At 56.5% G+C, this 23,047-nt stretch carries 19 protein-coding genes and 4 pseudogenes; 13 read left to right on the top strand and 10 right to left on the bottom strand.

Features of this window, described 5'->3' with window-relative positions:
• Positions 1 to 116 precede the first annotated feature (116 nt).
• Positions 117 to 539, bottom strand: a pseudogene (locus EGH23_RS19785) (MFS transporter); the annotation flags it as partial.
• A 1,147-nt stretch (positions 540 to 1,686) separates the two neighbouring features.
• Between EGH23_RS19785 and EGH23_RS19780 the strand changes: the two are divergent.
• Both EGH23_RS19780 and EGH23_RS19775 read left to right on the top strand, forming a co-directional pair.
• Positions 1,687 to 2,352: a helix-turn-helix domain-containing protein gene (locus EGH23_RS19780; RefSeq protein WP_220581709.1), complete on the top strand. Its 666-nt coding sequence runs from the start codon at positions 1,687 to 1,689 to the stop codon at positions 2,350 to 2,352.
• Entirely contained in the window at positions 2,336 to 3,571 is a 1,236-nt protein-coding gene (locus EGH23_RS19775; protein ID WP_220581708.1) for an MFS transporter, read from the top strand. The genes EGH23_RS19780 and EGH23_RS19775 overlap by 17 nt, the downstream gene beginning before the upstream one ends.
• Positions 3,572 to 3,916: 345 nt before the next feature.
• On the opposite strand, the gene EGH23_RS26540 is transcribed toward EGH23_RS19775, so the two are convergent.
• Positions 3,917 to 4,117, bottom strand: coding sequence for a hypothetical protein (locus EGH23_RS26540; protein WP_328766572.1), 201 nt, complete (start codon positions 4,115 to 4,117; stop codon positions 3,917 to 3,919).
• Between the two features lie 8 nt (positions 4,118 to 4,125).
• Between EGH23_RS26540 and EGH23_RS19770 the strand changes: the two are divergent.
• Positions 4,126 to 4,350, top strand: a pseudogene (locus tag EGH23_RS19770) (IS200/IS605 family accessory protein TnpB-related protein); the annotation flags it as partial.
• A 2,424-nt stretch (positions 4,351 to 6,774) separates the two neighbouring features.
• The gene (locus tag EGH23_RS19765; protein ID WP_220581707.1) at positions 6,775 to 7,527 is read left to right on the top strand and encodes an MBL fold metallo-hydrolase; all 753 of its coding nucleotides are present in this window, start codon (positions 6,775 to 6,777) and stop codon (positions 7,525 to 7,527) included.
• Between the two features lie 10 nt (positions 7,528 to 7,537).
• On the opposite strand, the gene EGH23_RS19760 is transcribed toward EGH23_RS19765, so the two are convergent.
• Both EGH23_RS19760 and EGH23_RS19755 read right to left on the bottom strand, forming a co-directional pair.
• Positions 7,538 to 7,939, bottom strand: a complete 402-nt coding sequence (locus EGH23_RS19760) for a type II toxin-antitoxin system VapC family toxin (RefSeq protein WP_220581706.1) — start codon at positions 7,937 to 7,939, stop codon at positions 7,538 to 7,540.
• A complete protein-coding gene (locus EGH23_RS19755) occupies positions 7,936 to 8,235 on the bottom strand; it encodes an antitoxin VapB family protein (RefSeq protein ID WP_220581705.1) in 300 nt (99 codons plus the stop codon). The genes EGH23_RS19760 and EGH23_RS19755 overlap by 4 nt, the downstream gene beginning before the upstream one ends.
• A gap of 101 nt (positions 8,236 to 8,336) precedes the next feature.
• Here EGH23_RS19755 and EGH23_RS19750 point away from each other — a divergent pair, with 101 nt between their 5' ends.
• From EGH23_RS19750 to EGH23_RS19725, 6 genes are all read left to right on the top strand, one after another.
• Positions 8,337 to 9,215: a sulfite exporter TauE/SafE family protein gene (locus EGH23_RS19750; protein WP_236044958.1), complete on the top strand. Its 879-nt coding sequence runs from the start codon at positions 8,337 to 8,339 to the stop codon at positions 9,213 to 9,215.
• Between the two features lie 274 nt (positions 9,216 to 9,489).
• Entirely contained in the window at positions 9,490 to 11,775 is a 2,286-nt protein-coding gene (locus EGH23_RS19745) for a nitric-oxide reductase large subunit (protein ID WP_220581704.1), read from the top strand.
• A 144-nt stretch (positions 11,776 to 11,919) separates the two neighbouring features.
• On the top strand, positions 11,920 to 12,309 hold the full coding sequence (gene tnpA / locus EGH23_RS19740) for an IS200/IS605 family transposase (RefSeq protein ID WP_220581703.1): 390 nt from the start codon (positions 11,920 to 11,922) through the stop codon (positions 12,307 to 12,309).
• The gene (locus EGH23_RS19735) at positions 12,306 to 13,562 is read left to right on the top strand and encodes an RNA-guided endonuclease TnpB family protein (protein ID WP_220581702.1); all 1,257 of its coding nucleotides are present in this window, start codon (positions 12,306 to 12,308) and stop codon (positions 13,560 to 13,562) included. Before tnpA ends, EGH23_RS19735 begins: the two co-directional genes overlap by 4 nt.
• A 305-nt stretch (positions 13,563 to 13,867) precedes the next feature.
• The gene (locus tag EGH23_RS19730) at positions 13,868 to 14,338 is read left to right on the top strand and encodes a universal stress protein (RefSeq protein ID WP_220581701.1); all 471 of its coding nucleotides are present in this window, start codon (positions 13,868 to 13,870) and stop codon (positions 14,336 to 14,338) included.
• Positions 14,339 to 14,586: 248 nt separating this feature from the next.
• On the top strand, positions 14,587 to 16,350 hold the full coding sequence (locus tag EGH23_RS19725; RefSeq protein ID WP_220581700.1) for an SLC13 family permease: 1,764 nt from the start codon (positions 14,587 to 14,589) through the stop codon (positions 16,348 to 16,350).
• A gap of 32 nt (positions 16,351 to 16,382) precedes the next feature.
• On the opposite strand, the gene EGH23_RS19720 is transcribed toward EGH23_RS19725, so the two are convergent.
• The 3 genes and pseudogenes from EGH23_RS19720 to EGH23_RS27275 all read right to left on the bottom strand — a co-directional run.
• Complete coding sequence (locus tag EGH23_RS19720) at positions 16,383 to 17,582, bottom strand: MFS transporter (RefSeq protein ID WP_220581699.1); 1,200 nt, start codon at positions 17,580 to 17,582, stop codon at positions 16,383 to 16,385.
• A 45-nt stretch (positions 17,583 to 17,627) separates the two neighbouring features.
• Positions 17,628 to 18,002 carry a 4-oxalocrotonate tautomerase family protein gene (locus EGH23_RS19715; protein WP_220581698.1) on the bottom strand — a complete coding sequence of 125 codons (375 nt, stop codon included), beginning with the start codon at positions 18,000 to 18,002 and terminating at the stop codon, positions 17,628 to 17,630.
• 272 nt (positions 18,003 to 18,274) lie between these two features.
• A pseudogene (locus EGH23_RS27275) lies at positions 18,275 to 18,580 on the bottom strand (exodeoxyribonuclease VII large subunit); the annotation flags it as partial.
• Positions 18,581 to 18,966: 386 nt separating this feature from the next.
• On the opposite strand from EGH23_RS27275, the gene EGH23_RS19705 reads away from it, so the two are divergent.
• Both EGH23_RS19705 and EGH23_RS19700 read left to right on the top strand, forming a co-directional pair.
• The gene (locus tag EGH23_RS19705; RefSeq protein WP_220581696.1) at positions 18,967 to 19,260 is read left to right on the top strand and encodes a helix-turn-helix transcriptional regulator; all 294 of its coding nucleotides are present in this window, start codon (positions 18,967 to 18,969) and stop codon (positions 19,258 to 19,260) included.
• A 305-nt stretch (positions 19,261 to 19,565) separates the two neighbouring features.
• The gene (locus tag EGH23_RS19700; protein WP_425433248.1) at positions 19,566 to 19,955 is read left to right on the top strand and encodes a DUF7475 family protein; all 390 of its coding nucleotides are present in this window, start codon (positions 19,566 to 19,568) and stop codon (positions 19,953 to 19,955) included.
• A 90-nt stretch (positions 19,956 to 20,045) separates the two neighbouring features.
• Here EGH23_RS19700 and EGH23_RS19695 read toward each other — a convergent pair whose 3' ends face one another.
• Entirely contained in the window at positions 20,046 to 20,495 is a 450-nt protein-coding gene (locus EGH23_RS19695) for a hypothetical protein (protein ID WP_220581695.1), read from the bottom strand.
• Between the two features lie 39 nt (positions 20,496 to 20,534).
• The gene (locus EGH23_RS19690; RefSeq protein WP_236044956.1) at positions 20,535 to 21,005 is read right to left on the bottom strand and encodes a helix-turn-helix domain-containing protein; all 471 of its coding nucleotides are present in this window, start codon (positions 21,003 to 21,005) and stop codon (positions 20,535 to 20,537) included.
• Positions 21,006 to 21,133: 128 nt separating this feature from the next.
• Here EGH23_RS19690 and EGH23_RS19685 point away from each other — a divergent pair, with 128 nt between their 5' ends.
• A complete protein-coding gene (locus EGH23_RS19685) occupies positions 21,134 to 21,739 on the top strand; it encodes a DUF8170 family protein (RefSeq protein WP_220581693.1) in 606 nt (201 codons plus the stop codon).
• 87 nt (positions 21,740 to 21,826) lie between these two features.
• On the opposite strand, the pseudogene EGH23_RS27520 reads toward EGH23_RS19685, so the two are convergent.
• Positions 21,827 to 21,978 (bottom strand): annotated as a pseudogene (locus EGH23_RS27520) (DUF7837 family putative zinc-binding protein).
• Between the last annotated feature and the right edge of the window lie 1,069 nt (positions 21,979 to 23,047).

Below are 23,047 nucleotides of genomic sequence, written 5' to 3'. Positions count from 1 at the left end.
GCCACTGATTTGACGTGCCGTCCTGTGTCGCTTCTACCATCTCGCCAACTGTATCGACCTCACGGCAAATCTCGGCCACCAAAGCAGCTAGTTCGTCGTCTTCACCACTCAATGCTAATTGGGCAGCTCGCGGTGAAGATGCCGACAGCTGTCGCTCGATGTTCGCGCGTCGCTGCTCGACTCACGATATCGATGCCAGCGTTCCAGACGACAACGTAGGCGACCCCACCAAGCGCTCGTGATGCGATCACCGCTCGGTAGTTTCCATCGTGACCAGCGATCCATCCCCATGTCCCTACGATTAGCAATGTGAGAACCGCGAGGGCCATCGCGGTCCGGGAATCCACCCGATCAAGTGCTGCTCCAGCAGGGAGGCTTGCGATCACTGCAGTGCCAAACATGACTCCAACGAGGAACCCTGCGATTGTCGGTCCAATCTGCAGTGAGTCACGGATGAGTGGCGTCACACTTGCCGGGACAATTTCATAGGCAGCGAGTCCTGTCGAGATAAGACTCGCTCCAGTGACGAGTCCCCACATCGACTGAGTACGCTGCTCTGGGTCATCACTGCTAGTATCGTCTGCTTGGGGGTCGTTGGGTTGAGTGGGCATTAATCGAGCGAGTGAGCAGTCGGTGGGAACATGGAACTCGGGGAGCGCCTTTGAGCGTGACGATCGGAAGGCATGTTGCCACGTTCTGTATCGACCTTCTTGTCGCTAAGGGATTATAAACAAGCAAAGGGCGTGACTTCGAGCGTCTTAATTGTCGTTTCCACCGTCAAACACTCCCGTTAGCTATTCGATCCGGTCACGCATCTAGTGGAAGCAGTTTCGCGAACTCGTCACCAAGTGCATCGTCCACAACTCGGAACGAAGCCTCAGTATTACAACGCGGGAGGGCGACTATCCATAATTCCGAGAGGAACGGATTGCTGAATAGAGAACGTGTATTCAGTAGTTGGGCGCTGCTCTGAGGGTCCCTGATACGGTGGAAGGACAGAATGAACGCACGACTTGGCAGAGCTGCGATAAATTAACTCAGAACGAAGACGGCGTATATCAACGCTCTCTCACGACGTTCTTCATGACGACTGTCGTTTCGATGGTCGCCACTCGCCAGCCTCACCGCTCTCAACCCAGCGAGGCACGGACGGTGAAAATCCACGGGCTCTTCTAAACCCGGCATAAAAAGGTTATATGAATAAGCTACAGACCAATATTGTCACGGACTGTTCAGTCGGTCATATGGCAGCGAGAACCCGTGCCGACGATCGAAACAGAGCGACCGACCCAGAACCCTACCTCCCCGCGGGGGCCACCCCGCCGGTTGGAATCAATCGGCTCGAGCGTCTCTGGGGACAGCTGTTCAACCACGGCGTAGAACCACCGAAATAAATAATAATGACTGCAAACCAACATCACCTAAACCATCTCAGCGTCAACCAGTCGGATCACACCGTTCCCAGAAATCTGCGTCAAACAGGCGACGTAGATATCGACCTTGTGATCTCGACCCGGATTCGGAAGTCACCGTTCTGGCACCTTTCCGTCGAGGACGGACGATATGGAGGCATGAGCGTCGGTTCTCCAAAGATGCAGTACTACGAAAATGATGGTTCGTACCGAATATCGCAAAAACGGTCGCTTACAAACGGCCATAGACTCAAACCGCCTACCTCACGGAACGATGACCGATATTAAAGCGGTTGTCCAAATCGAGCATCCCGACGTAGTGCTCACAGAGACAGTCGCTCACGACCGAACTTCCAACGTCAGGTCAGTATCAGAGGCAGGAACTGACCCAACGTCAGGAAAGTTCTTCTATCACGTAGAGTCAGCTGACTTCCGCCAGTTCGAGAACGGATTGCGGAACGACCACACCGTTAGCGAATTCGAACAGGTTATCGAAACTAGAGACGGGAAAGCGATCTATAGCTTCGAGTATACGGACGAAGCAAAGGTCTTCTCACCAGTCATCTCGACCGCGAACGGTGTCGTTCTCGACATGAAGAACGACAGAAACACCTGGATATTCACAGTATGGATGCCCGAACGAACGAACCTGGCCGAACTCTGGGAGAATGCACGACGGTACGACATTGACATCGAGTTACTGCACGTGACTGAATACGCCAGTCTGGGTAATACCGATGCCGGGTTGACCGACAGTCAACGAGAGGCACTCCTCGTCGCGTTCGAAGCGGGGTACTTCGAAGAACCACGGAACGCAACTCTCGGCGAGGTCGCCGCTGAACTAGACATCTCTCAGCCAGCAGCCGGTGGTCTTCTTCGACGTGGAATCGAGCGGCTCATCATATCGTCCCTGATGGAGGACAGTGAACGGACTGACTGACGATCGTAAATTCGCCGACGATTCAGTGTGGTGCGGGGCAACCATCACGGCCGGATGGCTACTGCTCCTGTTCGTCGGTGCATACCTGATTACGCCAGCCAGTATCCTCCCGCTGGTGATGACCGACCTCGGGATCACTGAAGCCACAGCGGCCGCACTTGTCTCGATGCCACAGGTCGCTGCAACAGTAATTGGTATTCCAGTCGGCATTTATCTAGACCGCGTCGAGACCCGCGCGACGGTTCCGGTTGCAGCAGCTGTGTTGCTCATCGGCAGCACCGGTGACTGGTTAGCTGCGAGCGGGGGGACCGTCTCGCTGTTGATCGCCTCGCGATTACTCGCCGGCGTTGGAATGTTCGTGTTGTGGGTAACCTGTATCAATGTAGCGGCGAGTACGTTTCCACCGGCTAGGCGGGCGACGGCAACATCGGTAATCATCTCCGGCTATCCGGCAGGATACGCGCTCGGACAACTGAGTGCGCCACGCGTCGCCGCGGTCGTGGGCTGGCCGCGGGTATTTCCAGTCTTCGGCATCGCGGTGCTGGTGATGTCGTTGGCCTTCTACGTCGCTGTCGGGCGCGTACCGCGGTGCCACCCGTCTACGGACCCGATAACGCTACTCGATTTTAAAAGGGTGATTCGGAACCGGAACGTGTGGGCGATCCTTGTCGTCACGATTCTGGGCTACTCGCTGTACATGGTGTTCAATTCGTGGATGCCGACGTACATCACTCGACGGTTCGGCGTCTCACTGGCCGAGAGCGGCACGTTCGTCGCGCTGTTTCCTGCGGTCGGGATTCTCGCCCGACCGATTGGGGGATGGCTCTCGGATACGGTACTGGATCAACGACGACGGCCCGTCTTCGCCGCCTCGTTCGTCGGAGCCACCGTACTCGCGGTCGCGATGTTTTACAGCACGACGATTGCGGTGCTGATTGCGATACTCGTTCTCGCAGGGGTATTCGTCCAGCTTCAGATCGGGCTCATGTATCAGTCGATTCAGGAATTTGTTGAGCCTCAGGCTGCCGGGACGGCCGTTTCGCTCGCGAGCGTAGCCGGGTGGCTAGGGTCGTTCGTTGCACCCGTAGTGGCTGGAGAGCTGGTCGCTACCACTGGAATCTACGCCGTCCTGTTCGTGTTCGCAGTCGGGCTCGGTCTGGCGGGAGGCCTCACTGTCTGGCAGATGGCTGAGTCCGGCAAGTCGACAACGCCAACCTGATTGCACCCTCTATTTCTTGCACGAGTAAGATGGGAGCTTGGTGACACCGATGGAGTATGATATTATTGAACTGTTCTTAGTACCGACAGTTTGTGTCGCTGTCGGCGGGTTTCGGCTACTTCAACCTCACGAGGGTCCATCTGAAACACGATTCGCCAGAGCGGCGAAACGATCTATGTCTTGCTTCAACTCCGTGGGGGTCGACAGAATCAGGCCAATAACTCCACAGTGGGCTCAAGCTATCCGCCTATCGGTGGCAGCTACAAGGGAGGGGCAACATTGCGAGATCGAAAACACATTGATGGGCGGTAAGTGAACCAAGAGAATAACTAGCGTTCTGTCGACCTATATCGTCGCCACGACATGCTGATACCCGGCTTGGGATGGCACCGGCTGCAACGTTGGCCCGGCCAACGCTAATTCACGAAGCACTTCGGGCGGCACGCTTTCCCGATCACGTAACACAGCGTCGAGTGTCCACGCGTCGTGGCGACTTCCGTTCGGCGCGACGACGTCAACAGCGATAGTCGGCACCGACTCACGAATTGCCCGTGTACCAGCATAAGATTACGACGTGGCTCGTCCGCGAGTACGACGCCGTATTCGTGGAAGACCTTGATGTGAAGGGAATGCTGGAGCAGTCGCACAACGCTCGGAGCAAGCAGGACGCGGCGTGGCGACAGTTCATCACGCTCCTCGAATACAAGGCCGACCTGTACGGCTGTCACGTCGTGCAGGTTGAACCCGAGGGAAGTGACCGGTCTGCGTGCAATGACTGCAACAGGGATTAATCGGATGAACCGGGTGAGTAAGCCTTCGAATTAGTCACCTGCTCAGTTACTATTTGACCCTTCCGAGGGGTTACCCGATGATGAGCAGAATTGTTACTGTATGGACATTCGGAAGCTATGGGCTGTTGCCCTCTTCGCCGTTGTAATTGCTAATGCGGGCTGTTTAGGAGGGCCAGTAAATGCCGGAGATAACACGACTTCAACTGCCTCGCCGAACGGCACAGACGCAACCGTTACTGCTCCTGCCTATCCAGACTTGCCTTCGTCGTTGACGAATCAAACTGTTCTGAATTATACGAAGCAATTCGAAAGAGCAGTTGTCTACCGGCGGATGATCGCGCAGGCCAACAACTCCTCTGGAACCCTCACTACAGTGCAAGTGAGCTTCATTTCGGCGTCTGTCGAGTCCCCCGAAACGGACACCTATCTCGTTCGGATGGAGTATACACTCGGGACGACGGTCAGCCAGTCAGGACAACCTGCTGAAGCAGGCGACCAACGTGTCTCCGGCGCCTACTCTGTGAATGAGACGACGGTCTTGCGCTCAACAATAGATGGACCAGGACCCGCTCCTGCTCCACAAACAAATGGAACAATCGTCGCCTCTCCATCATAATTTCAGTTCCTACCCTGATAGATAGGTACTCTACACTGACCGATCTGGGTGTACTGATTGCAGCGGAGCGGGACTGAATACGCTGTGAGGATGAGCCTGCGTATTGACCGATTGTTTAATAGTCATCCACAAAACACTTTACATAATCGAGGCAATATCCGATATGTGCCGTTTTGCTCTTTTCGTTGCTTGTCTGTTAGTGCTGAGTGGGTGTTCTGGGTTAACAGCGGAGTCTACACCAACAGCGAATGCTCCAACACAATCACAGGTGCCGAGTACGCCAGTAGAACCACAGTCAACGAATACTCCATTGCAGTCTCCTCCTTCGGTATCAGCCCAAGACCACGGGATTACCAATCCGAGCATCCCGTGGCCGTTTCCTGAACACGAGGGGTGGCCAGACACCAATCACGGTTACGTCATCGGCACCCCTTCAACGGCACAATTCGACGGGACCGTCGGTGTGTACGTTTGGAATAGGGGAACGGCAAGCCGAACATTCAACGTCTCGGTGTTATACGGACGTAACGAGACAATATATCAAGAGTCAGTCCGGCTCGAATCCAATGAAACACTCGGTTTCAGGATGGGTCAATCAGGACAGTACGTATTCGCGATTGATACTGCGAACGTATCTGGGCAATATACCGTTCCCGTAGAGCCATCTGACTGTAACAGCAAAGCGCACGTACTCTGGGTAAATCAATCCAGTGAGGTAGACAATAGGGTTGTCAGCGAAGGGATGTTATGTGGAACGCCCGAAAGTTGACCAAGTCCCTTGGTCTCTGTCCAATCTGTACTGACTCCATCGAGTCAGAATATCTTACCTGCTGTGGATTTCAACAAGGCTGAATTGCTCAGCAGGCTCTCCACATCTCGATCCACAGCTGGGACCTGTCTCGATTGGCTTGATGACTCTGCGCCGAGCCAAGTGACTAGCGTGGCTTTCCCTCCAGTCGCCGCTTCCAGCCTCCCACAATACGCATCAAGCAGCTCCTGGGCACCGAGATCCCAAACCAACGAGCGTCCCACCGCGCCGCTGCCCGACGCCGGCTAGCCCCACCGCAACCAGATTCCCCAGCTAACCATGCCCACCTGCACCTCGTCACTCCCACTGGTCTTTCCAAACAGTCTCGCAAAAGCGAGGCCGACCTGACGACGGCCTCGCAGATACACCTACGGACGCTAAGAGGGTGATGGCGTCGTGAGCCATTTCAGACGGTGGGTACCGCTCAGCGTCCATCTACGGATCATGCGTCAACGGTTGTCAATCCCAGAGTCCATGTGAAGCGTACAGGTCCAGCCGTGTCATGGGAGGGACGACCACGAACACGACGGCCCCGAAATGGGACGCCGAGCACGCTTTCAGTACGTCCGACTGAGGGGCGCAGCGATACCGCTACAAGCGGTCTGGACCAGGACACCACAGACAGTAGATTGATTCTGATCGTCCGAACCGCCAGGCGACACACCCGGCGGTCCAGGGAGGAGACCCTGCAGGCAAGTTCGTCACTTGGGGGGTGCCAGGGTCCAATCACTCTAGTGTCATCGACTGTGAAAAAGATACTGTCAGCGATTCACACAGCTATAGACTGATTCCCATATGATGTGTGTTCAGTCCCTGCCGCTGGCAGGAGTCTACGAGAACCACGTCGCTGGCATGTCATAGCAGGTGACCGCCTTCCTCAGTAGGGGACCCACCGTTCTCGACTGAGTGGTGCTGCATGATTGCACCTACTATCAACCCCGCGAGAGTCCGAGTGCATTGCTATTTATGACGCCGTCGAAGAGAGACTATGAGCCGCTCTCAGACGGGCGACAAAACTGGAGCCACGAATCGCAAAGTGGCTGAAGGCGTCTACCGATTCGGCACCCATCGGATCAACTGGTACGTCCTCGAAGCGGATGCAAAACTAACGATTATCGACGCAGGCCTCCCCGCCCACTGGTCTCAGCTCGACCAGTGGCTCGACGACAACGGCTACGAACTCGACGATGTCGCCGCGCTCGTGCTGACACATGCAGATGTAGACCATGTCGGCTTCGCCAAGACCCTAGCCGACCGGGGCGTTCCTGTCTACTGTCATCCCGACGACGTGCCTCGCCTCCGCAGCCACCCCCAGAATCCTCCCGGCTGGTATCTGCGAAACCTCTGGCGGCCGCGGTTTTTCGCCTACGCCCTTGAAATGCTCCGCGACGGTGTCAGGTCCGTCGAGTCGCTTGCCGATGTTGAACCGCTCACCGACGGGGATGTCCTCCCGGTGCCAGGCGAGCCACGTGTGATCTTCGCGCCTGGCCACACCGCCGGGTCATGTGCGTTGTTCGTCGAAGACCGTAATGTCCTCTTCTGTGGTGACGTCCTCGCTACACGGAATATCTTCACCCAACAAGAGGGTGATCCACAACTCCTCGAGTCCGCCGACGACAACCACGAAAAGGCCAAGGCGTCGCTCGCTCGTCTCGAAAGTCTAGGACCGGTAACACTCTTGCCTGGACACGGAAACCCTTGGTCTGGGAATATCGACACAGCGCTCACCCTTGCACGGTAATAGAGGGATTTCAATACGATTCGACACGCACGCTGTCAAGCATCTCGAAGCCAACCGTATTTTGCGTCACGATAGTCGCCCCGAGGTCTTTCGCGACGGCTGCGATCAGGAGATCACCAGTGAGGGCATTGATCTTGTCCTGATTCAGTTCGTCATCTTGGCGCAAGTTCGCTTCTAGCTCCCCAGCGACGACGGCGTGGTCGAAGTCGAAGGGGATGATAGTCGTCCATTCGAACTTCGCACGCAGTTCAGCAGGGCTGAGTTGCCCCTGTATCGCCCGCCCAACCGCGAGTTCCTTCATATTCAGCGTCGTCGTCACGAACTCCTGGTCGTCGTGGGCCGTCAGGTAGTCCGCGACCGACTCTCGGCCAGCCCAATAATGGATGAGAAACGTCGTATCGAGGAGTTTCATTCGTCCCCTTCTCTACATACAGACTCTGACTCCGTCTCCATCGCATCGGCGAGTTCTTCGAGCACTTCTTGCTGGCGTGTCGCGAGGCCGCTGCTCATGTTAGTGCGAGACTCGGCGGCAATGCGTTCAAGATCCGCCGCCGCTTCCGATTCGAGTCCCCCAAACCCGTCGCGCCAGTCGCCTGGCGATTCGTCTAACAGTCGATCCATCAATTCCGTGAAACTCTCATCCTTGCGCTTTCTGGCTTTCAGGCGTTCATAAACGTCATCTCGAACACCGATGGTTTTCGTCCCCATAGTTTGTGTTTGTGTACACAAACACAAAACATTGTCTCCCCCACCAGCAATGCCGACGATTATACAGAATCAAAGAGCATACCTGCGGCTTTAGCCGCAGGATGACTCTGACACTACTCGAGACAATCCACCGCTCGATAGAGTGCTTGACTGACGAAGTGTCTGCAAGAGAGGACGCCGGCAGCTTCAACAGGGCGACCACAGAAGCTGCTATCACGACGATGCTGTTCCCCGAGCTTCGCCCCCTTGTCCTACTCCTTGCAGTAGGGAGTCTTCTCGTGGCAGGGATCGTCAAAGGTACCCTTGGGTTCGGTGTTGGCCTCGTCTCGGCGACGTTGCTCCTGCAATTGTTCCCACCAAAGTCTACGCTCATGGTGCTCATGTTCCCGATCGCTGTTTCCGAAATCGGGCTGTTAGTGACCACTGGGATACCTTGGCAGTTGATGCATGACCACTGGCTCTTTTTCCTCTGTCTCGTTCCCGGTGCGATTATTGGCACGTTCGGACTGCTGGTCGTCCCCGTTCCCATCCTTTATCTCGCTCTGAGCGGCTATATTCTCGTCTTCCTCCTGTCACAGCAGTACGAATCACACACCTCTCAGGTGGCAGAACGCCGGGAATTTGGCCTAATCTCTGGAGTGGTGACCGGTGTCCTTGGTGGTGGGGTCGGTGCAGCGGGCCCACCCGCCGTACCATACCTCTATCTGCAGACCCGAGACTCGCCACGGGCAGTCTTCATTGGCGGGATGGCCGCTGCATTAGTCGTCCCACAGCTCGTGCGATTACCAACTCTTGTCGTCGCCGGTCGCTTCGGGTTCCAGAAATTCATCCTTGGAGGTCTTGCAGCGCTTATCGTCCTCGTCGGCCTCATCCTCGGGGCCCGTCTCCGCCCACATATTCCGAATGACCGGTTTGAGCGTCTCGTTCAGGGCCTCCTCCTTCTCATGGCCGGCCAACTCGCGATTGATGCGGTCCTCTGATTCGTCCTCGTTCGTCGATTGTTTAGACCGTCTTTCTTGTGGTCGAATTTGGCTTCTGGATGGCTGATTCGAGGCCATCGCCAAACAGAGTTGCATCGTTTACCGGTCGTCTTTTATGACTAGTAATAATCTGGAAGTCCGAGGCCAAGTGAAGACCGACAATCTCGAAGACAGTGGCCTCTTGCTCCGCATTCATGTGGCAGAGGAGGTCATGGGGACTTTGGGTAATATGTTCGGGAAGCTGATTTAGCAATTCCAGTGGCCATGTTCCGATATGGAGCTCCAGCGCAAGACGATCGCGAAGGTCATCGCGGCGGCCTTCATTTTCAACCTCGTGGTGATGGGCGCAGGCGCGTGGTTTGCCTACCAAGAAGCCCCGCCGATTCCGGACCAGATTACAGGTCCGGACGGACAGACCCTAGTTACGGACGAGGACATCAGGGATGGGAAACGAACCTTCCAGCGAAATGGGCTGATGAACCACGGGTCTATTCTCGGGAATGGTGCGTACTACGGCGAGGATTACACCGCTGACGCACTCGAACTGAAGACGCAGTTCATGCGGAAGTACTACGCTGAAGAGCGATACGGAGACACGTACGACTCGCTCCCGTCCGAGGAGCAAGCAGCTATCGACGACATCGTACGGACCGATCTGGACGGTGGCTACGACGGTGGGAACATTGAGTACTCTCAAGCGGAACTGTACGCCCACACGCAGGTCCGTGAGGAGTACGTCGAGCGGTATCACGAGGGAAGTCACGAACGCGGTGTCCCGGAGGGCATGATCGAAAGCGAAGCGGAAGCACGACAGTTCGCAGACTTCGCCATGTGGACAGCGTGGTTCTCTCATACCGACCGCCCGAACAGCGATCACTCCTACACGAATGAGTGGCCGTACGCGCCCGACGCCGGCAACGACGCCACCGGTGCAGCGATGACGTGGAGCGTTATCGCAATGATACTACTTGTGGCGGGTGCCGGATTCGGTATCTGGCTATACAATTCGGTTCAACTCCCCGAGCCGTCGATAGAGGGGCTCTCAGTCCCCAAGCCGGGCGACGTGAGTGTCTTCCCGAGTCAACGGTCTGCGTTGCGGTTCGTTCCGGTTGCGGCCGGGCTGTTCTTAGCACAGGTGTTGTTGGGCGGGTTGCTCGCTCACTTCTACATCGAACGGGCCGGCTTTTTCGGCATCGAGGAGATCTTCGGTGTCCATCTCCTCCAGATACTCCCCTTCGCGATGGCCAAGACGTGGCATATCGACCTCGGAATCCTCTGGATAGCCGCAACGTGGCTCGGCGCAGGACTATTTCTGCCGCCGCTGTTGACGGGCCACGAACCGGAACATCAGTCCAAACTCGTCAACGGACTGCTCGGTGCTATCGTCGTGGTTACCGTCGGCGGGCTGGGCGGTATCTGGCTCGGGTCGAACGGCTACTTGGATGGGAACCTATGGTGGCTACTGGGTAACGAGGGACTGGAGTATCTCGAAGTCGGCAAAGTCTGGCAGGCCGGCCTGCTGGCCGGCTTTGGCCTCTGGGCAGTGCTCTCTATTCGGGGGCTCAAGCCCCTCTTGGATCGGGAACCGCCCTACGGACTCGCGCACATGATCCTGTACGCGGGCGGGTCCATTGCGCTGCTGTTTACCGCCGGATTCTTCTTCACACCGACGACCAACATCGCGGTGACAGAGTTCTGGCGGTGGTGGGTCGTCCACATGTGGGTCGAAGGGGCCTTCGAGTTCTTCATCGTCGCCATTGTCGGGCTGACGCTCGTGTCGATGAACCTGCTGAGCCGTCGGAGTGCCGAGAAGGCGGTGATGTTACAGGCGCTGCTGGTGATGAGCACCGGCGTCATCGGGGTCTCACACCACTACTGGTGGGTCGGGATGCCGGACATGTGGGTCCCTATCGGGAGTGTCTTCTCGACGCTTGAGCTCATCCCGCTGGTGTTCATCCTCTACGAGGCACTGGGCCAGTACCAGGCGATGAACGAAAGCGGTGGATTCCCCTACCGGCTACCGTTCATGTTCATCATCGCCAGCGGTGTCTGGAACTTCGTCGGGGCCGGCGTGCTCGGCTTCTTCATCAACCTCCCGCTCATCAACTACTACGAGCACGGCACCTACCTCACAGTCGGCCACGCCCACGCGGCCATGTTCGGTGCGTTTGGCTTCCTCGCACTGGGGATGGTCACCTACATGTTGCAGCTCTCCATCGAACCGGACCGCTGGGATGGGTCGTGGCTCCGTACAGCCTTCTGGTGTTGGAACGTCGGACTCGCGCTGATGGTGTTCGTCTCCGTGCTTCCAGTCGGGTTCCTTCAGTTAGAAGCGATATTCACTGGCAGCTACGCTGCCGGGAGAAGCCTCGCCTTCTACAACCAACCGATCATCCAAACGCTCTTCTGGGCCCGACTCCCGGGTGATACGCTCATAATCCTCGGGACGGTCATCTACGCTGCTGACCTCATACGTAAGCGATTCGTGCTCCGCAAGTCCGAAGACGACCCAGCAGTCGACGATATGGCCGTGGCGGAAGGGGTGCTCGGCGACGACTGATATAGACTGATAGCGCATACCTCCGTCTTTAGGCGGAGGTCAAGCGATAGGCATAGTGCATCAACCACGAGTCCCGCTAATACTGGATTTCCACCGATTCACCACCAGTATTAACACTCTATAGTTCTATAGTGTACACCACGGATGAAGACCACACGGCACGCGACTTACAACCTCAACTACCACATAGTGTGGGTGCCGAAGTACCCTCAGTCGGTCCTTGAAAGCGAGGTCGCCAACCGTGTGCGAACCATCCTCCACGAAATAGCCGACGACAAAGGCGTCGAAATCCTCGATCTCACCGTACAGCCCGACCACGTTCACCTATTTGTCAGTAGCCCGCCCAAGAACGAGCCGGCACTACTCGCCAACTGGTTCAAGGGTATCAGTTCGCGAAAGTACAACCACCGCCACGCCGACCACGACGACGAGAAAATCGGCTGGGCACGAGGCTACTACGCAGGGACGGCGGGAGAGGTCTCCAGCGAAACTATCGAGAACTACATCCAACAGCACAAGGAGGGCAGTTCGTGACGGAACTCACGAAGACGCTGGAACTCAAACTGGTAGATCCGAACGCCCACAAGCGGCGGAAACTCCGTGAAACACGAGATGCCTATCAGTACGCCCTTCAAGAAGCCTTCGATGCCGACTGTACCACACAGACCGACACAAACGACATAGTGGTCAACTACGACCTTTCGGGATACGCGAAGAATGCGCTCAAGCAGTACGTCCCACAACTCACGACGACGTACAACGCGGACGAGCTGTCTGAGGACCATCCTGTTCGGTTCACCAACGAAGGTTTACAGCTGGATCACAAGCCCGAGAACGCTATCGAGTGGTACGTCAAAATTCCGCACCACGAGGACTACTGCCTTTGGCTGCCAGCCCAACCGAGCCCCGAACAGCGGGACTGGCTGGAAGCGTTGTACGCTGGCGACGCCGAAATGGGCGAAAGCCGGCTATTCGAGCGCGAGGGAACGTGGTTTCTCCACGTCACCGCTACCCGCGAGGTGGCAGAACAGTCCGAAGTGTCCGCCAACGAGCGAACACCTATTGGAGTGGATATCGGGGAAGCGTCACTCGTCACGGTGTGTCACCGCGACGAGCGCGGTTCTCCTGTTCGCCCCGAACTATGGGCCGACGAGGGCAAAACCGTTCGTCGGCTCCGCAAAACCTACTTCACCACCACGCGACGGCTTCAGAAACGCGGCAGCGACCGTCTCGCCGAGTCTTTTGGCGACGACCTGTGGAACCGAATCGACGATGTGTTCCACCGCGTTACTCGCGAAGTCATAGAGCATGCTGAATCCGTCGAGAACCCAGTGTTGGTTCTCGAAGACCTGATGTACATTCGGGAGTCGATGGACTACGGCGAGTATATGAATCGACGGTTGCACGGGTGGGGATTTGCCAAGCTCCACGCGCAGATTCGCTACAAAGCCGCTGAGAGGGGGATTCCCGTCGAGACGGTGAATCCGCGCAATACTTCGAAAGCGTGTCACGCGTGCGGTGACCACGGCTACCGGCCACGACAGGCGACGTTCCGCTGCTCGAACGATGCTTGCTGGCTCGGTGAGTACCAAGCCGACGTGAACGGGGCGATAAACATTGCCGACCGCTACCGTAGTGGAGAGAGTCACCACCAAAACGACCGAACTTCCCGACAGAAGGCCGGTGACGATGACTCGGCTACGGATGGGGCCTCTTTGACCGGGCCACAAGACAGCCAAGCCGATGCTGAAACCCAGCAGGAGACGCTTGGAACGTATGCGTCTTGAAACCAATAGGCCACACTCGGCCTGAAATCCCATGGTGGGATTCCTCCGCGTTTACGCGGAGGAGGAGGTCAATGGTGCTTTCAACGGCGCGCGTCTCACGGACCGCTCACTCTATTCGTCGTCCAAGCTATTGTTTGCTGGCGCTCACAAGGCAGCGTAGGCCAGATATCCCTAGATTGTCCGAGACAGAACTGTCTCTAATGACGAGAAATCCTCGATCTCTCGACCCTCTTGACCGGGAAACGGTTCACACACGTAGTGGACCCGGGTGAATACCTTTACTGTTCAAATTAGAATGGTTAGGTATGTACCGCGTCCTACTCCCAGTCGATAAGAGCGAATCACGAGCGCGCGCACAGGTCAAGGCTGTCCTTGAGCTTCCCGTAGCGGCCGGTGATCTCACCGTCGACATTGTCCACGTTCACGAGGACGTGTCGAGCGACACCCAGTGGGCCGCCGGAGAGAGTTTCGCCGAAACCTATGCCGAGGAAATGGCCGAACAGGTCCGTAGCACCGATCGCATCCCCTCCTCGGTCGAAGCCGCCATCGACCTTCTCGAGTCTAGCGACTTCGAGTTTGCTGTTCACGAACGGAGTGGTAAACCGGCCGAGGAGATTCTCGAGTTCGCTGCGGAACAGGACAGCGACGTGATTGTCCTCGGTGTTAGCGGTCGGTCGCCAGTCGGTAAAGTGCTGTTCGGGAGTGTCGTGCAGGCAGTGATGCTGGACAGCGATTGGCCGGTGACGGTGGTGCCGGAGCACGCGCCAGAATCGTAACCAGTTCAGAACCGGTTCGGAGATGAAACGGTTCTCGATCGGGTATCTATAGCCTTGACACCAATCACGAGATGTTTCAGAACCTCAAGAGGGAGTGAAGCTAACCACACGGTCGAACAGTGCGTCTGGGTTTGACGGCTGGCACAGGACCCTTGGCAGGTCGAAACACGTCCGCTCATTTCCCGTGTTGGTGGATGTAATTAATAATAAGTCAAAACTTATCCGGGAGCCGGCAAAATCTACGTTCTATGGGGAACCTATCACCACTGGAGAGGCTGTGGAAGTACTGTTGGCAACTTGACCGCCACACGAGAAACGCCCTCAAGATGCGCCCAACCGCACTTCTCGACTATTCAGATTTGACGCCGGAGGAACGAGAACTGGCTGAGAGGCTCGCCACCGATGGTGGCCGCAACGAGGGTCAGCAGGCGGCCGAGGCGGGCGGTAGCGGGGGCAACGGCGACGACGGCGACGACGGGTCAGCGTTCGATGTTGGCGGCCAGTACGACCGTCGGCAGAAGATTGGCCTGGTGCTGGGGCCGTTGTTGTTCGCGGTGATCATGCTCGCGCCCACTCCCGAAGGGTTATCTACAGGTGGACAAGCTGTGGGTGCGACCACGGCCTGGGTAGCAGTGTGGTGGATTGGTGAATCAATTCCGATCCCGGCGACGTCGCTATTACCGATCGTGTTGTTTCCGCTCACCGGAGCACTCGACATCGACGCGGCGACCGCGCCGTACTCGAATGACCTGATATTTCTGTTCATGGGCGGGTTCTTCATCGCGATGGCCATGCAACGCTGGGACCTCCATCGGCGTATCGCACTCCGGACAATCCGGGTGATCGGCACTGGCCCGAAGCGCATCATACTCGGGTTCATGATCGCGACAGCGTTCCTTTCGATGTGGGTCTCGAATACCGCGACAACGATGATGATGACGCCCATTGGTCTCGCTGTAATCCTCCAGACGGGCGATATCATTGAGCGAACCGACAAGGATATTCCTACCGAACAAGGCGAGTTCAGGTTCGGCACAGCACTAATGCTCTGTATCGCTTATTCGGCCTCTGTGGGGGGCGTCGGAACAATCATCGGCACCCCGCCGAACCTTGTGCTGGTCGGTGCGATCAACGAGACGTTTGATCAGACCATCACGTTTGCCCAGTGGATGCTCTATGGAGTGCCGATCGCCGCTCTCGGGGTTGGCATCATCTGGGTATACGTCACCCAATTTTTGATCCCGCCACGGATGGAGTCCCTGCCCGGCGGTCTCGAGGTCATCGACGAAGAACTCGAGGCACTCGGTTCGATGACCCGCGAGGAGAAGCTCGTACTCGTGATCTTCGCTGCGACCGCGTTCGGATGGCTCACGCGGTCATTCCTGCTGCAACCAATCATCCCAGGCATCGCCGACAGCATGATCGCGATCGCCGGTGCACTGGCCCTCTTTCTAGTGCCTGCTCACGAGGACGATGGGTCCTTCACGTTCCTGCTTGACTGGGAAACTGCGGTCAACATTCCATGGGGGATCATCCTCCTGTTCGGCGGCGGGCTCTCGATTGCTGCCGGGTTCCAAGAGACCGGCCTCGCCGAGTGGATCGGAGGACTCCTCGGCGGTCTTCAAGGCGTCTCGATTGTGCTCGTCATGATTGTCGTCGTGGTCCTGACAATCTTCATGACCGAAGTCACATCCAATACCGCGACCACCGCGATGTTGATGCCAATCATGGCGTCGCTTGCGGTTGGACTTTCGATTCATCCGTACGGGATCATGATCGCTGCGGCAACCGCTGCGTCCTTCGCCTTTATGTTGCCCGTCGCAACGCCCCCAAACGCCGTTGTCTTCGGCTCTGGGTATATCACGATGCCACAGATGGCCAAAACTGGGTTTGGCCTCAACATCATTGGAATATTACTCGTTATCTTACTTGCACTGACATGGCTCCCGCTTATTTGGGGTATCAATCTCACTGAGCTTCCCTCGTGGGCGGGGATGATCGCTCTGGGCTGATCGTCCCCTCGTTACGGTCCTATCTCCTCGTTTCATTCGACATCTGCAGTCGGTTGGTCCACAGGTGGGTTGGTGCGGACGACACCGACAAGTAATATACCCGCGACGACCGACCCAGCTGCGAGGAATAGCCAGCTCGTTCGGTAGCCGAATACGTCGGCTAGATGTCCGAATATGGGCGGTGCGACTAGCGCCCCAGTAATGAGCGCGAGTTGCCCTCCCGCAGTCGCACCGCCCATCTCATCGGGTGGGACGATTGTCGCCATACAGGAGTAGTAGACGCCAGTATATCCGAGTACGAAGAACCCGAGGGCGGAAAAGGCGACCGCGCTGGCTATTGGAGTGGTGGTTGCAGCTACGACGACGAAGAGTATACTGCTGGCTAGCGTCTGAGCGATGAGTATCGCGGTGATGCGAACCTGCGGGTCACCCGGGAGTACGTCGGCGAGCCACCCGGTGAGCACACGCCCGACGCTGCCGAACAACTGGACGAGCGCGAAGACAACTCCTGCGAAGACGACGGTCGCTTCGACTGACTCCTCGATGTAGAGGATGGTGTACCCCGTCGTCGTGAACAGCGCGGCGCCGAGGAAGAAGCCCGCCGCGGTGAGCGCACGATAAGGGACGTTCGATAGCAATCGACGGAAGTCCGGAAACGTACCAGTTCCGCCGTCGCCTCCCCCGTCGTAGAGGATGAAGAACGCGACTGCGACCAAAACCGCGAAGAGCCCGGCGACGAGAAAGCCCGCCCGCCAAGAGACTGCATCCGCGAGCCCCGTGACGAGCAACGCACTGATGCCACTCCCGGCGGTGACGCCGACCTGCTTGATCCCGATCGCGGTATTCTGCCGATGGGAATCGATACTATCGAAAATAGCCTTGTTCGTTCCCGGGATGGCAGTCCCGTAAGCGGAACCGAGGATGAACACGGCGCCGAGCAAGAGTGCGGACGACGTCACGCCGGTAACGAGTAGAACACCGGTCGCAAGCCCGAGTAGTCCCAGCGAGAGCGCCCGGTGTTCGCCGTACCGATCAGTAGCGGCCCCCAGAGGAAGGAGAAAGACCGCATAGCCGAGCGTGAGGCCCGTAATGACGAGACCGACCTCGAACCGGCTGAGCCCGAATACGTCTCGAAAGAAGGGCGTCGCGGCGAAAACTGTATAGTAACAGACGCTAGCCGACACCTGCCACAGTGTAACGAGCGAGACTATCCGCCAATACGATCGGTCCATCAAGTGTGAGCCAGGGGGTCTATAGCCTTTGAGGCCTATACTTGGTCACTCGTCCTTCCATTCCCCGCCGACGCGGTTGACACCCATCATTGCCTCTCCTGGGTGTTCAGTGAACACGGCTTTCATATTCTCGTCGGGAACATCGAATGTGCCCGCAACATGTTCCATTACCGCGAGTGCGAACTTCCGCTTGCGCTCAAAGGAGCGGCCTTGCCGAATCTCGGCGTTTAGGAACAACAGCGGCCCCTCGACGGCGCGGCCGAGATGGAGATCGGCTGATTTGCGGTCGCGGATTGTCACGGCGACATGGCCCTCTGTCGTCTCCATCTTGGTGGTATACAGTTCCGTGACCGTCTCCACGAATGACGTCTTCTCTGCAGGCGACAGCGAGAGTGTCGTATCGAACTGCAACAGCGGCATAGTACGACTCGTGTCGTGCCAGTCTTGTATGTTCCGCCAGATCCGTGATGTTGACGCTCGGGTGTGATTTTCCATTCCAGAGTACCGAGCAAACAGTTCGTTGACGCTGCCGATGAAGAACTGTTCGATGTGTTCCTACCAAATCAAAACGACCACAAATCCCCGGGCTCATCTGCGATGCCCACGCTGGCATCGGTTAGTCAGGATGAATCTGTGCGAGATGCTCGTCTCGGTCCTCTTCAGTGTCGAAGGTGTCGCCACACACCGGACATTCAAACTCGTTTTCGTCTCCGTTTTCGTTTGACATATTTGGTCAACGTGTTCTGAGGGGGATAAGTATTTGTGCGCCAGGGGTGCCGTCTCATCCTCGTCAGCCTCGACGGCGCCCTTGACAATGATCGAGATCGACCCGCCATCCTCGTAGTAGGAGAGCTCCCCTTGATGGCAACCTGCAGGCCATTGTCTAAGTCGGCGTCAAGACTGCTACTTCGATACTGGAAGCAAACACAGTAGAGACTGGAACCATTATGGACGAGGTCGAAGTGCGCATGGCCGTTCGAGGACACGCCATAGTCCGAAACATCACCACGAGGTAGTCAAGACCGAGGTGGGCAGCATCCTCAATGAGGCTGGCTAACTCGTCGTTGACCGTGTCGACGAACGTGACGGCCTCCGTCTCGAGGTCTGCCCGCAGCCTTTCAAGGTTCGTCCCAGAGATTGGTCTCGTATCTGTCCCTATTCATTGCACGTCTCACGCGCTGTGATCGTAAATATTGGTGATGTAAGAGTGGTCGTATTTCAAGAGCGGCGTTATGACACCGTTCCGGAGGACTAGCAATGGCACGCAATTTCCAGCAAAGCAAGACTTGCACAGGGGGATTCTCTCACTGTAGACACGGTCAATACTGTCTCATAGCATTCGTGTGCCAATAAACATATGCGAGAACGCCACGTATCAGGTTTTATGCACGACTTAACTGGTTTCCAACGCGATCTGCTGTATGTAGTTGCTGGTCTCAATAAACCACACGGCCTCGCAATCAAATATGAACTTGAGACGTACTACGAAAAAGAGATTCACCATGGACGACTCTATCCAAATCTCGATTTGCTTGTCGACAAAGGACTCGTCGAGAAAGGTGAACAAGATCAGCGAACGAACGTCTACTCGCTCACTCGGCGCGGTCGCCGGGAAATTGAGGCCCGCCGCGAATGGGAGTACCAATACATAGAGCCTGCAGAGACATCGGCCGCCTAGTGGTTCGCAGAGTTCAATTTCGATCCATAGACAGGCTTTCCTCGCACTGAGAAACGAGTTGCCGAGAGACAAGTTGTTACTAACCAACAACCATCATTTTCGACGGTTAGTGTTGGTTAGCAATCGTTGCGCATAGCTGGTTATCCGAGACAGTCTCTCTCTCCGGGTGGAGAGGAAAGCAGTAAATAGCACCTCGAGAGGGTTTCAGCTTCATGGAGAGTGAACGCTCCAAACTCTCATCATTAACCCACTTGATTTGTCAGCACAGGAATAGTATTTCCGGGAGGCGAGTGACGAACCGCCTGATGTCGAATACTACGTCCAATACGAGTACCGGCCCACCAGTAATCACAGGACTTCCTACGAGTATCATCGCGTACGTGATGATCGGCGCAGCACTCGTCTCGGCCGCGGTTCACTTCTGGCTCACGCCAGTTGTCATCGCATTCAATACGACACAGGCTATCTTGTTCGTCCTCGCCGGTCTCGGCTTCGTCGGCGGTATTATCGTCTATGCAACGCGATTCTGGCGGCGTGAGTTCTACCTGCTTGCTGCGCTGTTTGCTCTCGCGCAGATAATCGCCTTCTTCGTCATGGACGGTCCCCTGAACACACTAGCAGTTGTTTCCGAAGCTGCCGAAGCGGTCGTCGTGCTTGCGGCAGGTTATCTCTATACGACAGCCCCATCAGCCTGAACAGAATACCAAACCAGCGGCACGTCTCGTATAGCAGCTCCCTTTGACAAGCTCGTTTCTACAGGAACTGGGTTACCCAAGGCCTCACGACTACTCGTCGGTGATCGGCGGCAGTGCGAACGTAACGACTCTGACCGGCGCAAGCGAGTCACCACGCTCGTCGATAAGTCGAATCTGCATCTTTCGAGTCAGCCTGAGGACAGCGTCAGGCACCATCCCTGACATCACCGGGTCCGCCGAATGACTGAGCGCGATAGCGAAGCCTATTGGATGCTTGGCAACCGGTATAATGTCTCCCATTTCGAGCCCGACAACTGTCTTTTCTTCCTCGCAGGCAGACTTGAGGTCTGCAAACATCTCCGTCAGCGTGTCCCACCGTTGCTTCCGAAGCAATCGTAAGCCGGGTCTGGTTCCCGGATTACCTTCTCCAGCTTCTTCGGGGTTCACCAGCGGATCCAGTTCCGCGTGCAATGCCGATTCTGTCCCCCTTGGCGCGTCATCACTAATGTACGGTTCTGGCGTATCTGCAGTCTCCGCCATGTCTAGATACAGGCGCTTCTCAGTAAAAGAGATATCTCGTTAGGCGTCCGGCCGGGGCATATCCTCGACGTTCTGAATCCGGGCGGTCTTCTTCACAGACGCGTATTCTCGCTGCCAAGCGTCCTCCGGGAAGAGTCCGTTCTGGTCGAACAGCTCCCTCGCCGCCTCGGTGAGCGTGTAGAACTGTCGAGGGAAGCCATGCACCTGATCCCCGCTCTCAAGTTCGAGGATGGCAACGACGCCCACCTCTTTGAGCGTGTTCAGGTGGCGACGGACTGCATCTTCGCTCAACGGTGGGTTCATGTAGTCTAACTCTTCGACTGACGGTGCGCCCTTCGGATGGCCGACGATATCGGCGATGAGGTCAGCCCGTTTCTTATCGGTTGCCTTCTGCAGTGCTCGCCACGTATCGAATCCATCCTTGTCGCTGTTGTGACCCGTCTCCGCCGTCTGCCGAGGGCTCGTCTGACCGCCCCGTGTTTGGTCCGGGGTTGCTGGTTCGGGCCTCATATTCCTCACTTCGAAAGCCAGCATCTTAAACACCCGCACTCAGATGAGGCCGAAATCACAACTGAAGCCACAACTAAGTCTGCACGTGAACCCACAATTAATGGTCTCGGACAAAATACGCTGCTGTAGTGACTGATAGCAACGATAGTGGCAGTAGTGAGGGTTCTGCGGAGGCTACTGCCTTCGACGAGTCAGCAGCACTCGAGCGCGTCGAAAGTGTGGAACTCACACCCGCCGAGCACCAGCGGGTCAAGGATCTCGTGAACGGTGAGCAGATGCAGGCCGTTGCGAACCACGACCGTGTGTATCTCATTGCCGGAGCAGGCGGCGAAACTGGGGCAGCGACTCGTCGCAAAATCGTGTATGATCTCCTCGAGCATCGATCCGATCCGCCAGCTATCTCGATTCGGTTGGAGGATTTCGGCCTTACGAAGGACCATATGCCGCTCTGGTGCCGGGTATTCGATATTCTCTGTGGCCGAGCAACCTACATCGTCGCCGTTATCGAAGACTTTGACGGCGGATACGTCTGGGAGCTGGGGCTACTCTTTGCACCCAGCTACCGCGAAGACGTCTACATACTCAAGCGAAAATATGCCGACGCGGAAGTTGAGCGAGCCAAGTACGATAACGGCATGGCAATCTCGCATATAGAACTCCTGCTCGACAGTGACAGAATCCACGAGTGGATCGACACTGATGAACTGAAAGCAGTGGTCGCCGAAATCCCCTAGCGATATCGCGTATTTGCACAGCTAGTGAACAGCAAATGTTCCTACCGAAACCAAGTATGGAATCTTCTTCTTTTTGCAAATTGGTGGCTATTCGGGTTTCACGACGTCTTCACAGGCTGGACACTCGGCCCAGATACCTGTCGTCCCGTCGTCTTGCTCGTACTCAACTAATAGCCACCTGGAGTAATGTCTGCATCACAGTCCGGACACCGGCCAAGTATCGACGTATCACCAGTCATGAACAGGGAAGTACCGATATTTCGGTCGTTGCTCTATCTCGCTTTGAGAAGGCTGCCATAGTAAGTGTTGGGTGGGCAATAGTTCAAGATGGGAGTAGCCGAGTCCCGCTGGCTTAGAGGTCGTCCGGATCAAGTTCCTGCAGTTGGTTTCGGCGAGTGTGCGTGCTTTCACCTTCTGGGACACCGCCCGTATCGGCAGTGCCCGCACAAAGCGAGCAGTCGGGCCAATGGTCGGGAAGTTTCTCACGCGTCGTTTCCCGAATGTCTGTGGCCTGCTGCAGCGGCTGACAGTCTGGGTCCGTGTGGATATGGATAGTTGTCCCGACGCCGACTGGTCCACGTTTCTTGATCCAGACTGTTTCGCTCGACATTAATTCAGTGCTATAGTCGCCTAGTATATGAATGGGCTTACGCATTTTGGCCAGCAGCAGATCCGGGTATCTGAATGGATTGTTGCTGGACTGCGTACATCGATAGCGACAGGTTCCAGTTTACTAGGCGATCGGGTTCATCGCTAACCAACGGTACTGCCTTTTCCTGGCTAGTGTTGGTTAGCGGCAGACTCGTATTGATAGGTAGGTGAGGTGGTGAAGAGAAGGTGGACTCACTCGATGGGTCGGTACTCCCCACAGTGGCGAAGCGCGTAGCCGAACGAGAAATCTCTGAAAATCACAACCACGAGTGATCTCCAGTGAGGCCACGAAATGAAGTGTTGGTGTTCAGGTAATTCGATGCCAGGATAGGGAGGCGAGATCGGTATGGAGATTCTCTACAAGCGTGCTGACGACAGCTCCAGGGCCGGGTGTGAAACTAAATTTTTCGCTGCACGATGCACTCTCGGTTTCACGGTGATGGTTGGCATCGTTCTGGGACCGAACAAAACGCGAGCATGTGGGTCTGCCAGCCAGCCAAGGCAGGGGGTTGTTCACAGGATCGAGGTGAGTGAGCGCAGTCTCTCTATTGAGGCACTCCTCGGTTGAGTGCATCGGCGTGTGGTGACTTCATCTCTGATCTGTGAGAAGTTCAGTAGCCACCGAAATACAAATCGATGACGGGGGGTGAGCCACCT

The organism is Haloarcula nitratireducens (assembly GCF_019599505.1).
This window is presented reverse-complemented; position numbering and strand designations above follow the sequence as displayed.

Excerpts from the sequence above, each read along its gene's own strand:
- EGH23_RS19780 (WP_220581709.1), top strand. The coding sequence starts at position 1,687 with ATGACCGATATTAAAGCGGTTGTCCAAATCGAGCATCCCGACGTAGTG.
- EGH23_RS19765 (WP_220581707.1), top strand. The coding sequence starts at position 6,775 with ATGAGCCGCTCTCAGACGGGCGACAAAACTGGAGCCACGAATCGCAAA.
- EGH23_RS19760 (WP_220581706.1), bottom strand. The coding sequence starts at position 7,939 with ATGAAACTCCTCGATACGACGTTTCTCATCCATTATTGGGCTGGCCGA.
- EGH23_RS19755 (WP_220581705.1), bottom strand. The coding sequence starts at position 8,235 with ATGGGGACGAAAACCATCGGTGTTCGAGATGACGTTTATGAACGCCTG.
- EGH23_RS19750 (WP_236044958.1), top strand. The coding sequence starts at position 8,337 with ATGACTCTGACACTACTCGAGACAATCCACCGCTCGATAGAGTGCTTG.
- EGH23_RS19745 (WP_220581704.1), top strand. The coding sequence starts at position 9,490 with ATGGAGCTCCAGCGCAAGACGATCGCGAAGGTCATCGCGGCGGCCTTC.
- tnpA (WP_220581703.1), top strand. The coding sequence starts at position 11,920 with ATGAAGACCACACGGCACGCGACTTACAACCTCAACTACCACATAGTG.
- EGH23_RS19730 (WP_220581701.1), top strand. The coding sequence starts at position 13,868 with ATGTACCGCGTCCTACTCCCAGTCGATAAGAGCGAATCACGAGCGCGC.
- EGH23_RS19725 (WP_220581700.1), top strand. The coding sequence starts at position 14,587 with ATGGGGAACCTATCACCACTGGAGAGGCTGTGGAAGTACTGTTGGCAA.
- EGH23_RS19720 (WP_220581699.1), bottom strand. The coding sequence starts at position 17,582 with ATGGACCGATCGTATTGGCGGATAGTCTCGCTCGTTACACTGTGGCAG.
- EGH23_RS19715 (WP_220581698.1), bottom strand. The coding sequence starts at position 18,002 with ATGCCGCTGTTGCAGTTCGATACGACACTCTCGCTGTCGCCTGCAGAG.
- EGH23_RS19705 (WP_220581696.1), top strand. The coding sequence starts at position 18,967 with ATGCACGACTTAACTGGTTTCCAACGCGATCTGCTGTATGTAGTTGCT.
- EGH23_RS19700 (WP_425433248.1), top strand. The coding sequence starts at position 19,566 with ATGTCGAATACTACGTCCAATACGAGTACCGGCCCACCAGTAATCACA.
- EGH23_RS19695 (WP_220581695.1), bottom strand. The coding sequence starts at position 20,495 with ATGGCGGAGACTGCAGATACGCCAGAACCGTACATTAGTGATGACGCG.
- EGH23_RS19690 (WP_236044956.1), bottom strand. The coding sequence starts at position 21,005 with ATGAGGCCCGAACCAGCAACCCCGGACCAAACACGGGGCGGTCAGACG.